The sequence below is a fragment of the Streptomyces sp. NPDC040718 genome (genome assembly GCF_055593565.1).
In genome coordinates this window covers 38,422-51,120 of record NZ_JBVIXO010000022.1, presented here as the reverse complement: position 1 = coordinate 51,120, position 12,699 = coordinate 38,422, and the positions used below count along the sequence as shown (strand labels likewise).

At 71.3% G+C, this 12,699-nt stretch carries 9 protein-coding genes; 3 read left to right on the top strand and 6 right to left on the bottom strand.

The genetic code is table 11. The features are described from left to right. Positions 1 to 44 precede the first annotated feature (44 nt). A complete protein-coding gene (locus tag ACZ597_RS33465; protein ID WP_471338746.1) occupies positions 45 to 3,380 on the bottom strand; it encodes a S8 family serine peptidase in 3,336 nt (1,111 codons plus the stop codon). A gap of 274 nt (positions 3,381 to 3,654) precedes the next feature. After that, positions 3,655 to 4,221 (bottom strand): CGNR zinc finger domain-containing protein, encoded by a 567-nt coding sequence (locus ACZ597_RS33460; RefSeq protein ID WP_471338744.1) that lies wholly within the window; start codon positions 4,219 to 4,221, stop codon positions 3,655 to 3,657. Positions 4,222 to 4,364: 143 nt separating this feature from the next. Between ACZ597_RS33460 and ACZ597_RS33455 the strand changes: the two genes are divergently transcribed. Then, positions 4,365 to 4,829, top strand: coding sequence for a VOC family protein (locus tag ACZ597_RS33455; RefSeq protein WP_471338741.1), 465 nt, complete (start codon positions 4,365 to 4,367; stop codon positions 4,827 to 4,829). Between the two features lie 23 nt (positions 4,830 to 4,852). Then, positions 4,853 to 5,749, top strand: coding sequence for a pyridoxamine 5'-phosphate oxidase family protein (locus tag ACZ597_RS33450; protein ID WP_471338739.1), 897 nt, complete (start codon positions 4,853 to 4,855; stop codon positions 5,747 to 5,749). On the opposite strand, the gene ACZ597_RS33445 is transcribed toward ACZ597_RS33450, so the two are convergent. Beyond that, a complete protein-coding gene (locus ACZ597_RS33445) occupies positions 5,725 to 6,687 on the bottom strand; it encodes a hypothetical protein (RefSeq protein WP_471338737.1) in 963 nt (320 codons plus the stop codon). The genes ACZ597_RS33450 and ACZ597_RS33445 overlap by 25 nt on opposite strands. A 260-nt stretch (positions 6,688 to 6,947) precedes the next feature. Then, entirely contained in the window at positions 6,948 to 9,503 is a 2,556-nt protein-coding gene (pepN, locus tag ACZ597_RS33440; RefSeq protein WP_471338735.1) for an aminopeptidase N, read from the bottom strand. Between the two features lie 125 nt (positions 9,504 to 9,628). Here pepN and ACZ597_RS33435 point away from each other — a divergent pair, with 125 nt between their 5' ends. After that, positions 9,629 to 10,276, top strand: a complete 648-nt coding sequence (locus ACZ597_RS33435) for a mycothiol-dependent nitroreductase Rv2466c family protein (RefSeq protein WP_471338733.1) — start codon at positions 9,629 to 9,631, stop codon at positions 10,274 to 10,276. Positions 10,277 to 10,403: 127 nt separating this feature from the next. Here the strand turns inward: ACZ597_RS33435 and ACZ597_RS33430 are convergent, their stop codons facing one another. Together ACZ597_RS33430 and ACZ597_RS33425 are read right to left on the bottom strand one after the other, a co-directional pair. Next, positions 10,404 to 11,060: a superoxide dismutase gene (locus ACZ597_RS33430; RefSeq protein ID WP_405980679.1), complete on the bottom strand. Its 657-nt coding sequence runs from the start codon at positions 11,058 to 11,060 to the stop codon at positions 10,404 to 10,406. Between the two features lie 169 nt (positions 11,061 to 11,229). Continuing rightward, entirely contained in the window at positions 11,230 to 12,645 is a 1,416-nt protein-coding gene (locus tag ACZ597_RS33425; protein WP_471338730.1) for an amino acid permease, read from the bottom strand. Positions 12,646 to 12,699 lie beyond the last annotated feature (54 nt).

The window sequence follows — 12,699 nt, the reverse complement described above, 5'->3', positions numbered from 1 at the left end:
GGTCGAGCACCGCCCCTCCGTCATGCGTTCAGCAGGTCACACCGTTACGGGATGACCTTGTCGATCTGCACGCTGCCGGTGCCGGCGGCGGTGCCGCGGGCGTTGAGCAGCTGGACCTGGCCGAAGAACTGGCGGCCCTCGGGGGCCGCGCCCGTCACCAGGACGTTCGCCGAGACCTGCGCGGAGGCGCCGGTGGCGAGGTTGACCGCGGCGGCCTCGTCGACCTGGACGGAGCCCAGGGCGGCGGAGAAGTACACGTCGCGGTAGTCGTACGTGGTGGTGCCGGCCGGGATCGCGTAGCCGATGACCTTGATGGTGTAGGTGCCGGCGGCGGGCTTGAGCAGGCTCACGGACTCGTCGGAGTCGCCGTCGGCGGAGGAGCCGACCTTGACGCCGTCCTTGTAGACCTCGAGGTCGAGGTCGGCGGCGGTGTCCGAGGGCTTGTTGATCGCCACGTCCAGGCGGGAGGCGCCCTCACCGACGGTGACCTCGGTGGTCTTGGTCTCGCCGGCGGCGATGGTCGGCTTGTCGACCTTCGCGGAGCCGAGCGGGCCGCCCTGGAGCTTGCCGCCGGAGATGGCGGCGGCGTCGTTCTTCACGGTCCACTGGACCGGCGCCGGGGTGCCCTGCTTGACCTCGGGCAGGACCTTGACGGCCGGGTCGAAGCCCGCGCCGAGGACGGAGACGTCCAGCTTGAACGGGTTGTCGAGCAGCGGCGACGTACGGCGCGACTCGACCTCGATCTCCCAGACGCCCGGCTGCGGGTTCTCGTACGAGCGCAGGTCGGGGCGGCACTGGTTGGCCGGGTTGTCGTAGTTCGGGTAGCACTGGGTGGTCGCGCTGTCCTCGACGCCCGTGCCGTACGGGTGGATCGAGATGAAGCGCGTCTGGCTGCCCGCCGCGAGCCCGCCGAGGGCGACCTCGAGGGTCTTGGCGCCCTGCGGGACGGTCACGAAGTACGACTTGTGGCTGTTGCGCTGCACGGAGGACTTGTCCGAGAGCGTGAAGGACGGCTTCGCCAGCGGGGTGGCGGCGACGACCGTGGCCAGGATCTGCTTGTCGACGCCCTCGGTGGTGGGGTCGTCGAGCTGCAGGATGCCGCTGTGGACGCCGGCCGACTTGACGTTGGCCTCGACCTTGATGGTGACCGGCTTGTTCAGCGGCAGGGTGACGTAGTCGTAGCCGCCACCGCCGACGACCTTGAAGCTGCCGTCGTTGTTGCGCCAGCTGATGTTGTGCCGCGTGCCGTACTTGACGCCGGTGGTGCGGGTGACGACGACGTCGTAGACCTTCTTCTGGCCGACCTTGAGGCCGCCCTCGCGGTCGTAGACGCCGGTGCCGAAGCCCGGGGTCTTCAGGAACTGGTCGAGCGCGGTGTCGACCGGGGCCTTGACCGTGAACTCGTCGGCCTTGGCGCCGCGCTGGATGGACTCCCACGCCTTGGGGATGTCGATGAGACCGGCACCCTGTGCGTGGGCCGGAACGTCGTCGATCTTCTTGGCGGTGCTGGTCAGCGCCACGCGCAGGTTGGCCGGCGGCAGGGCGATCTTCGCCTGCTTGGCGGCCGAGATCAGCAGGGCGCTGGCGCCCGCCGCCTGCGGCGAGGACATCGAGGTGCCCTGGAGCATGCCGTAGCCGGCGGGGAGGTTGTAGCCGGCCTCCTTCACGGGCGCGCCGGGCAGCCAGGTCTGGATGGTGTTGATGGCCGCGCCGGGGGCGGTGATGGTCGGCGTGAACCCGCCGTCCTCACGCGGACCGCGCGAGGAGAAGGGGAACATGTTGTACTTCTTGGTCACGCCGGAGCCGTAGTTGGCGGCCCAGGTCTCCTTGGAGACCGCGGCACCCACGGAGACGACCTTGTCGGCGAGGCCGGGGTCGCCGATGGTGTTGACGCCCGGACCCTCGTTGCCCGCCGAGATGACGAGCTGGACACCGTAGGTGTCGATGAGGTTCTTGTAGAGCTCGGAGCGGGCGTTGTTGCCGTCGTTCAGCGCCGGCAGGCCGCCGATCGACATGTTGACGATGTCGACGCCGCGGTTGACGACGAGGTCGATCATGCCCTCGGTGAGCGCGACGTTGGTGCAGCCGCCGGACCAGGAGCAGGCGCGGGAGGAGACGAGCTTGGCGCCCGGCGCCTGGCCGTTCATCTGGCCGCCGAACAGGCCGTTGGCGGCGGTGATGCCGGCGACGTGCGAGCCGTGCTCGGACTCGATGATGCCGATGTTGACGAAGTCGGCCTTCTTGCCGACCCAGTCCCCGCCGAGCGGGTCCATCGGGACGTCCTTGCGGATCTCGATGGTGAACGGGATCCGCTCCGCGACCTCGGTCGCCGGGTTGTCCGTACCGAACCAGCCGATCTGGAAGCCGTCCTTGTAGGGCTTCATCGGCTCGTTGTTGGTGAAGTCGCCGTCCTGGTCGGTGTCGACGCGGACGGTGCCGGCGGCGGCGTCGTAGAGCATGCCGAACCGGTCGGTGGTGTCCCCGTCCCGGTTGACGTCGCCCTTCATGTCGCCGTTGGCGGTGATCGACTCGCTGAAGCGGCTCCACTGGAAGCTGCCCTCGGGGGCCTTCCAGCTCTGGCCGCCGGCGGTGAAGGCGCCGCCCGCGGAGGTGACCGGGGTGATCTGGGCGCGCCAGGTCCCGTCGTTGTCCGTGATCGGGTCGGTCGCGGTCACCCAGTCGACGATCTTGCGCTCGCCGGTGGTGGTCTTCTGCAGCGCGGGGTGGCTGACGTCGACGCCCGAGTCCATGATGCCGATGGTCACGCCACGGCCGTCGGCCTGCGGGTTCTTCTTGACGAAGTCCACCGAGCCGGTCTCGAACGAGGGGTTGTACGGGTTCTTGGCCGGGGTGTTCTTGTCCGGCGCCGGGTAGGCCTCGGCGGCGGTCTTCTTGGCCGAACCGTCCTTGCTCGCCTCGGGGCGCGGGTCCGGCAGCCGGATCTCGTGCCGCAGGTCCATGCCGTGCACGGACTCCAGCTTGGCGGCCGCCTTCAGCGCGGCCTCCGCCTTGTCGGTCGGCAGGGTGGCGCGTACGTAGCCGAGCTTGTCGTACGTCTGGCCGACAGAGGCGCCCTGGACGGCGTCGAGCTGGTCGGCGACCTGCTTGGTCTGGCCGGGGGCGGTCGCGACCATGACGGTGACGGTCGCGTCACCCTTGGCCTTGGCCTCCTGGAGCAGTTCGGCGTCGGCCGAACCGAGCTTCTGGTCCGCGGACTTGACCGGGGCGGTCGTCCACGGGTCGTCGCCGGCCGCCGCGAAGGCGGGCACCGCGCCGGTGGCGCAGAGGGCGGCCACCAGGCCCGCGGCCGCCGCGACGCGGGCCGCGCGCCTGGTGCCGGGTATGGCCCCGGTGGTGGAGCTGGGGGAGTCGAGGGTCATCAGCATCCCTGGCTAAGTGAAAGATACGGTCCGGATTTCGGTGCCGGATGACCGGTCAGCTTTGCTCAAGTGACAGCTGTTTGGGGAGGGTTGTCATTGACTGAGACCTGACATGGCGGGTTCCCGTCAGTGCGGAGTGTCCGCCACTGGGGACATGCCGGGGCAAGCCGGGGCGACTCGCAGTGCCCGGTGAGTTGATTTATCGACTTTCCGACCGTCTTGCGGGGAAGGATCGGCCTTCCGTCTCAAGACCGGTGTGACAGATTCCGACCGTTCAGCGCTCGCGCGTGCGCGCGTAGTGCCGCGAGGCCTTGGCGCGGTTGCCGCAGGCGGCCATGGAGCACCAGCGCCGGGTGCCGTTGCGCGAGGTGTCGTGGAAGTGCAGTACGCAGGTCTCCGAGGCGCACTTGTGGATCCGGTCGGGCGCGGTGGCCAGCAGGCCGAGGTAGTCGCGGGCGGCCGTCCAGGCCGGACCCCAGGAGGGGTCGGCGAACTCGGCGCGCTCGCCGGGGCCTTCGGCGGTGAGGGTGGCCCGGATCCGCCCGTGCTCCAGTACGGAGTCCACGAGGGAGCGCGCGCTCTCGTCGGTCGGGTCCGCGACCGCGCGGGCGATCGCCTCGCGCGCGGTCAGCAGGTGGACCAGGGTCGACTTGTCGGCGCGGAAGCGGTCGGCCAGGCCGGCGCTCTCCAGCCAGAGGGCCAGCCCCTCCAGCCGGCCCAGCCCGAAGGTCCCCGCGAAGAGGTCGGCGATCTCGCCGTCCAGCATCCAGCGCGTGTTCAGCAGGTCGAGGGAGACCGGCTCTCCGGTCAGCGGGCGCGGGTCCGTGGTCGGTGCCGTCATGTCCGTCTCCTCGCGTCGCTAACCCCTCAAGGGTACGTGACCGGTTGACGGGCTTCGCTCTAACCCTTAATCTCGATTTAGAAGGTTAGATCTTCGGGGCCCGGCATTCCCGGACCCCTGGAACCTCGGGGAAGGGAACCCTCATGTCGACCGCCACCACCACCGGCGCGCTCCGCACCGGCCACGTCGGCCTCAACGTCACCGACCTGGACCGCTCGCTCGCCTTCTACCGCGACGCCCTCGGCTTCGCGCTGCTGGGCGAGGGCAAGGAGGAGGGCCGCCGGTTCGCCTTCCTCGGGCAGGACGGCGAGCTGGTCCTGACCCTCTGGCAGCAGGCGGAGGGTCCGTACCGGCCGCAGGCCGCCGGACTGCACCACCTCGCGTTCTCGGCCGGCGCGATCGAGGAGGTCCGGGCGTACGAGGAGCGGCTGCGCGGCCTCGGCGTCGAGTTCGCGTACGAGGGCGTCGTCGCCCACCGCGAGGGCGCCGCCTCCGGGGGGATCTTCTTCCACGACCCGGACGGCACCCGCCTGGAAATCTCCGTGCCCACCGGGGCGCAGGGCGCTCCCGCCCCCACGGCGGATGCTCCGACCTGCGGCTTCTTCTAGAAACTCAAGGATTGGGGGCCGTCATGGGCCGGTACCACCAGGGCTCGCTGGCCGTCCAGGAACGGGTCGGCGTACGCGAGCTCGCCGAGCACGTCGGCCGCTCCATCGGCGCGGGCGTCCGCGACGTCGCGGCGGCCTTCCTCGCCCAGCAGCCCCACCTCGTCGTCGGCGCCGCAGACGGCGCGGGGCGGCTGTGGGCCTCGCTGCTCACCGGCGCGCCCGGCTTCGTACGGGCCACCGGGCCGGACCGGATCCGGGTCTCGGGGGGCCTCCCGGAGGGCGACCCGCTGGCCGGGGCGCTGGCCGCCGCCGGCACCCGGGTCGGCACGATCTCCCTCGACCCGCGCACCCGGCGCCGGATGCGGCTCAACGGGACCCTCGCCGTGACGCCCGGCGGTTTCGCGGTGGAGGCCGAGCAGGTGTTCTCCAACTGCCCCAAGTACCTGCAGAAGCGGCAGCCGCTGGAGCTGGTGGCCGACGGACCCGGTGTGGTGCGGCGCGGGGACGCGCTCACCGTCGGCCAGGAGCGGGCGGTCCGCGCCGCCGACACCTTCTTCGTGGCCACCACCGCCGAGGCGGACGGGGCCGACGCCAGTCACCGGGGCGGGATGCCGGGCTTCGTGGAGGTGCTCTCGCCGACGGAGCTGCTCTGGCCGGACTACGCGGGCAACGCGATGTTCCTGACCCTGGGCAACCTCGCCGCCGACGAGCGGGCCGGGCTGCTCTTCCCCGACTGGGAGGGCGGCGGGCTGCTCCAGCTGAGCGGGCGGGCCCGGACCGAGTACGGCCCCGGCGGGAGCCGCGCCGTGCGCTTCCGGGTGGAGGCGGTGGTGGAGGCCCTGCATCCCGGGCGGCTGCTCTGGAGCGCCCCGGAGTACTCCCCGGCCAACCCGCCTCACCTCGGCAGTACGACCAGGTAGGCGGCGGGCTCGCGGTCCCCGGACGCCGTCAGGGCGGTCCGGACGACCGCCGCCTGCTGCTCGGGCCAGTCGCGCAGCTTGCGGGGCGTCAGGTACAGGACGGTCACCCCCAGGCGCTCCAGGGTCTCCCGCTTGCGGACCGCCTCCGACCAGTCCTCGTCCTCGCCCTGGCGCGGCGCGCGGGTGTCGATCTCGATGGCGACGGCCTGCTCGGGCCAGTACGCGTCGACCCCGCCGAGGTGCGGGCCGCCGGGCAGCCGCAGGTCCACGTTCCAGACGGGCTCGGGGAGCTCGAAGCCGCGTACGAGCTGGTACAGCCGGTCCTCCGCGATGGCCCGGCCCTCCGCGAGGAGGGACTCGACGGCGTCGACGACGTGCGGCCGGGTCAGCAGCCGGGCCACCGTCAGCTCCCTTACGACGGCGGCCGGTTCGCAGTGTCCGCCGCGCACCGCCTCGCTGAGGATGCGGCGGACGGTGCCGGCGTCGGAGACCTGCGCGACGGCGTCGGCGACGGCCCGCGCCACCGGGGCCACCGGCAGCCCGGTCACCTCCATGGGGCGGGGCGGGGTGTGGGCGCGGACGATGCGGACGTCGCCGGTGGAGCGGAGGCGGCGGGTGTTCGGCACCAGCACGTCGATGTGGGAGAGGGCGAGCAGGGCGGGGGTGGCGGAGAACCGGTAGAGCGCGAGGGCGGCCAGCCCGGTGATCATGACCTCGCCGCCGCCGCGCCGGCCGGCGTACAGCAGGGCGGCGTGCAGCCGCTCCTCGCTGGTCGCGGGGCCGGAGTGGAGCAGGAACACCCCGGGCAGCACCTGCTGCCAGGGCCGCCCGGCTGCCTCGGAGGCGCTGACGCCGTGCTCGCGCAGCTGGGCGAGGGTCAGCACGCGGGGGCGGCTGGCGGTGAGGTGGGCGAGGGGGAGGGGTGCGTTCTGGTTCATGACGCGGTGATTCCCTCAGGCCATGGCCTTGCTAACCCCTGTTACACGCCCGTCGACAAATCCGGACAAGCCGGGGCTAAAGTACGGGCGTTCGAGTGCCGAAAGGGCCCGCTGCGTCTGATCACCCTATGACCTCACAGGTACCGCCGGCCGTGTGACCGGGCGAGGATTCAACCGGCTGACCGAGGTCGGCCGGGAACCACCGCACACGGGGGCGGCAGGGTGCGGGGCCGCCGGGCCCGCACCCTGCCGGACGTGGATCAGCCCGCGGCCGCGTCGCAGGCCTGGCCGCGCAGGGCACGGGCCAGGTCGTCGCGGGACTCCAGCACCAGCCGGCGCAGCGCGGGGGCCGCGTCCGGGCGGGCGGCGAGCCACGCGTCGGTGGCGTCGACCGTGCCCTGCGCGTCCTGGAGCATCGGGTAGAGCCCCTTCACCACGTGGATGCCGATCTGGATCGAGCGCTGCGCCCAGACCCGCTCGATCACCTCGAAGTAGCGCTCCGAGTAGCCCGCCAGCAGCTCGCGCTGCGAGCCCTGCTGCATTCCGTCGATGGTGGCCTCCACCAGCGCGTTCGACAGCGCGTCCGACTCCACCACCGCCGCCCACGCCTGGTCCTTGACCGCCGGGGACGGCCGGGAGGCCAGGCACCGCACCTGGTGCCGCTTGCCCGAAGCCGTGTCGTCCCGGGTCAGCTCGGCCTCCACCGCCGCCTCGTCCGCCGCACCGTGCGCCACCAGCGGCAGCAGGAAGTCCCAGCGCAGCTCCTGGTCGACCTCCAGCCCGTCGATCCGCGCCGTGCCGTCAAGCAGGCCCAGCAGCAGCTGGAAGTCGCCCTCGGTCGCGGCGCTCGCCGCGAAGAACCGGGCCCAGGTCAGCTGGTGCTCCGACCCCGGTTCGGCCAGCCGCAGCTCGTGCAGCGCGCCCGCCGCCAGGTCCCGCCCGGTCTGCTCGCGACGCTCCGCCGGCGTGTAGTGGGTCACCGCGCTCAGCGCCTGCGCGTGCAGCTGCTGGAGCACGCCGACGTCGGTCTCCCGGCCCGCGTGCGCCAGGACCAGCGAGACGAAGTCCCGCGCGGGCATGAGCGCGTCACGCGTCAGGTTCCACAGCGCCGACCAGCACAGCGCCCGGGCGAGGGGGTCCGTCAGGTCGCCCAGGTGCCCGCGCAGCGTCGCCAGCGAGGCCTCGTCGAAGCGGATCTTGCAGTACGTGAGGTCCTCGTCGTTGACCAGGACCAGGTCCGGCCGCTCCAGCCCGGCCAGTTCCGCGACCACCGTCCGGGTGCCCGACACGTCGGCCTCGGCCCGCGCGTAGCGTGCCAGCGACCCGTCCGCCTCCAGCCGGTACAGGCCCACGGCCACCCGGTGCGGACGGAGCTGCTCGCCTTCCTGGACCACCGCCAGCTCCGTCAGCCGCCCGGCCGCGTCGGAGGTCACCACCGGCGCCAGCGCGTTCACGCCCGCCGTCTGGAGCCAGGCCCGCGACCACTCGGCCATGTCCCGCCCGGAGACCTCCCCGAGCACCGACAGGAGGTCGTCCAGGGTGGTGTTCCCGTACGCGTGCGCCTTGAAGTAGCGCCGTGCGCCGTCCAGGAACGCCTCCCGGCCCACGTACGCGACGAGCTGCTTGAGCACCGCTGCGCCCTTGGCGTACGTGATGCCGTCGAAGTTCAGCTTCGCGGCCTCCAGGTCACGGATGTCGGCCGTGATCGGGTGCGTGGACGGCAGCTGGTCGGCCCGGTACGCCCATGCCTTGCGGCTGTTGGCGAAGGTGACCCAGGCCTGGTCGAAACGGGTGGCCTCGACGAGCCCGAAGGAGCCCATGAAGTCCGCGAAGGACTCCTTCAGCCACAGGTCGTCCCACCACTTCATGGTGACCAGGTCGCCGAACCACATGTGCGCCATCTCGTGCAGGATGACGTTCGCGCGCCGCTCGTAGGAGGCCTGCGTGACCTTCCCGCGGAAGATGTACTCCTCGCGGAAGGTCACCATCCCCGGGTTCTCCATCGCGCCGAGGTTGTACTCCGGCACGAAGGCCTGGTCGTACTTCCCGAAGGGGTACGGGTAGTCGAAGATCTCGTGGAAGAGGTCGAAGCCCTGCTTGGTGACGAGGAACACGTCGTCGGCGTCGAAGTGCTTCGCCAGCCCCTTGCGGCACATCGCGCCCAGCGGGATGGTCAGGTCCCCGCGCGTGTAGGTGTCCGTGACGTAGTGGTAGGGCCCCGCCACCACGCAGGTGATGTACGTGGAGATGGGCGCGGTCTCGGCGAAGCGCCGGGTCTGCCCCTCGCGGGACTCCTCGACGCCGTTGCTCCACACCTGCCAGCCCTCGGGCGCCGTCACCTCGAAGCGGTACGGCGCCTTCAGGTCGGGCTGCTCGAAGTTGGCGTAGACGCGGCGGGCGTCCGCCGGTTCGTACTGGGTGTAGAGGTAGACCTCGCCGTCCTCCGGGTCCACGAAGCGGTGCATGCCCTCGCCGGTCCGGCTGTACGCGCAGTTCGCGTCGACGACCAGGACGTTCTCGGAGTCCAGCCCCGCCAGCGCGATCCGCGCCCCGTCGAAGACGGCGGCCGGGTCCAGCGCGCGCCCGTTCAGGGTGACCGAGTTCACGGAGGGGGCGATCAGGTCCGCGAAGGAGGACGCGCCCGGGACGGCGGCCCGGAAGCGCACGGTGGTCACCGAGCGGAAGGTCCGGGGGCCCTCGGCCGGCTCGGCCTCGTCCACCGCGGACGTCAGGTCGAGGACCACCTCGTACCCGTCGACGGACAGCAGCTCGGCCCGCTCGCGGGCCTCGTCGCGGGACAGGTTCTCTCCGGGCACGTTGCACTCCTTCGTGCGTGATCACGGTCTTCGCTCGAATCCTCCCACGGGGAATGCGGGCGGTCCCGGCCTGGTTGGCGGATAGGAACATGCCCCGTGACGCCTTATGTGACTTGAGGAGAGCCATGACCGACACCCAGGTGCGCGAGAAGACGCCGGTCGACTTCTGGTTTGACCCGCTCTGCCCCTGGGCCTGGATGACCTCCCGCTGGATGCTGGAGGTGGAGAAGGTCCGCGACGTGGAAGTCCGCTGGCACGTGATGAGCCTCGCCGTGCTCAACGAGGACAAGCTCGACGAGCTGCCCGAGCGCTACCGCGAGCTGCTCGGCCCCAAGGGCTGGGCCCCGGTGCGCGTGGTGGTCGCCGCCCAGCAGAAGTTCGGCGACGAGGTCACCGGCAAGCTGTACACCGCCCTCGGCACCAAGATCCACAACGAGGACCGCGGCGCGACCCGCGAGGTCATCGCCGACGCCCTGGAGGAGGTCGGCCTGCCGGCCGAGCTGCTCGCCTACGCCGACTCCGACGAGTACGACCAGGTCCTGCGCGACTCCCACAACGACGGCATCGAGCGCGTCGGCCAGGAGGTCGGCACCCCGGTGATCTCGGTGCCCGGCGCCGACGGCGACGAGGTGGCCTTCTTCGGCCCGGTGGTCACGCCCGCCCCGCGCGGCGAGGCCGCCGCCCGCCTGTGGGACGGCACCCTGCTGGTCGCCTCGACCCCCGGCTTCTACGAGATCAAGCGCACCCGCACCAAGGGCCCGTCCTTCGAGTAGTCCGGCCCCGGCCCCGTACGCACAGAAGACCCCCGTGAGTCACGTCCTCACGGGGGTCTTCCGCTGAACACGCCCGCACGCGAAGGCTGAGAAGACGATCACGAGGCGGGCGGGTCTGGGGGTGCGATCAGCCCTTGGCGGGGATCAGCAGCGGGGTGTTCGCCTTGGCGTCGGCGTAGCGCTTGGCCACGTCCTGCCAGTTGACGACGTTCCACATGGCCTCGATGAAGTCCACCTTCTGGTTCTTGTACTGGAGGTAGAAGGCGTGCTCCCAGGCATCGAAGACCAGGATCGGCGTGCTGGCGACGCCCACGTTGCCCTGGTGGTCGTAGACCTGCTCGACGACGAGGCGGCCGCTGACGGGCTCGTACGCGAGGACGCCCCAGCCGGAGCCCTGCGTCGCGGAGGACGCGAAGGTCAGCTGCTTCTTGAACTTGGCGAAGGAGCCGAAGGACTCGGTGATGGCGTCCGCCAGGTCGCCCACGCCGTCGGCCGCGGTCGGCTCGCCGCCGCCCTCGCCGGTCTTCGGGCTGGCCATGTTGTTCCAGTAGATGCTGTGCAGGATGTGGCCGGAGAGGTGGAACGCCAGGTTCTTCTCCAGGCCGTTGAGGGCGCCCCAGTTCTCCTTGTCGCGCGCCTCCTCCAGCTGCTCCAGCGTGGTGTTGGCGCCCGTGACGTAGGCCGCGTGGTGCTTGTCGTGGTGCAGCTCGATGATCTGCGGGTTGATCACCGGCTCCAGGGCCGCGTAGTCGTAAGGAAGCTCAGGAAGCGTGTAGATGGCCATGCGTGTTGTCCGGTCCCCTCGGCGTGTCAATCGCTAATTGCAACTAATGCGCAACTGCACGCTAGCAGTATCTATTCCGGGCCACACGTAAGGGTTGCCTCTGTACGAAGAGAGGCGGACCCCGCGTCGCACACGGGGTCCGCCTCTTGGAGGAAGGGCTGTCGGGCCGTCAGCCGCGCGCCGCCCGGCGCTGCATCGCGTACCCGGTCGCGGCCAGGACCGCGGTCAGCCCGCCGGTGAAGACCACCTGCGTCCGGGTGTCCTCGCCCAGGACCATCAGCACCAGCACGCCGGCGACGCCCGCCAGCGCCACCCAGGTCAGGTACGGGAAGCCCCACATCTTCACGACCAGCTTCTCGGGGGCCTCGCGCTCCAGGCGCCGGCGCAGCACGAACTGCGAGACGGCGATGAAGCCCCAGACGATGAGGATGACCCCGCCGACCATGTTCAGCAGCCAGGCGAACAGGGTGTCCGGGTACCAGTAGGACAGCAGGACGGTGACGAACCCGAAGCCCGCGGAGGCCAGCACCGCCCGGCGCGGCACCCCGCCGGAGACCTTGCCCAGCGCCTTCGGGCCCTGGCCCCGGGCGACCAGGGAGTAGGCCATGCGCGAGGAGCCGTAGATGTTGGCGTTCATGGCGGACAGCAGGGCGATCAGGATCACCACGTTCATGATCTGGCCGGCGGCGGGGATGCCCAGGTGGTCCAGGGTCGCCGCGTACGGGCCGTGCTCGGTGACCGAGGGGTCGTTCCAGGGCAGCAGGGTGACGATCACCAGCATCGAGCCGACGTAGACGATCGCGATCCGCCACATGGTGGTCCTCACGGCCTTGGCCACGCCCTTGACCGGGTCCTCGGACTCGGCGGCCGCGATGGTCACCGTCTCCAGGCCGCCGTACGCGACCACCGAGGCGAGCAGGCCGACCAGCAGGCCGTCGACCCCGTTGGGCAGGAAGCCGCCGTCGTGCAGCAGGTTGCCGGCGCCGGGGGAGGAGGTACCGGGCAGCAGACCGAGGACGGCGAGCACGCCCAGGCCCAGGAAGAGCGCGATGGCGCCGATCTTGAGGGCGGCGAACCAGAACTCGAACTCGCCGAAGCGCGACACCGCGCCCAGGTTGGCGACGGTGAAGACCACCATGAGCACCAGCACCCACATCCACGACGGGGTGCCGGGGAACCAGCCCGCCAGGATGTGCGCCGCGCCGATCGCCTCGATGGCCACGCCCACGACCAGCAGGGTCCAGAACATCCAGCCCGCGGTGAAGCCGGCCCACGGCCCGACGGCCCGCTCGGCGTGCACCGAGAAGGAGCCGGAGGCCGGGTTGGCGGCGGACATCTCGCCGAGCATCCGCATCACGAACATCACGAGCAGCCCCGACACGGCGTACGCCAGCACGATCGAGGGGCCTGCGGCCGCGATGCCGGCGCCGGAGCCGACGAACAGCCCGGCGCCGATGACCCCGCCGAGGGCGATCATCGAAAGGTGGCGCTGCTTGAGGCCGTTGCCGAGGGGGGACCCGGCCTGCGCGGGCGAGGGCGCGGGGGCCCGCCCCTCGGGAGGTGCGGTGGTGGTGCTCTGACTCATGGGGTCAGTCTGCCGAGCGTCCGGTTATCGGACGTTCCTCGTCCATTATCCGGA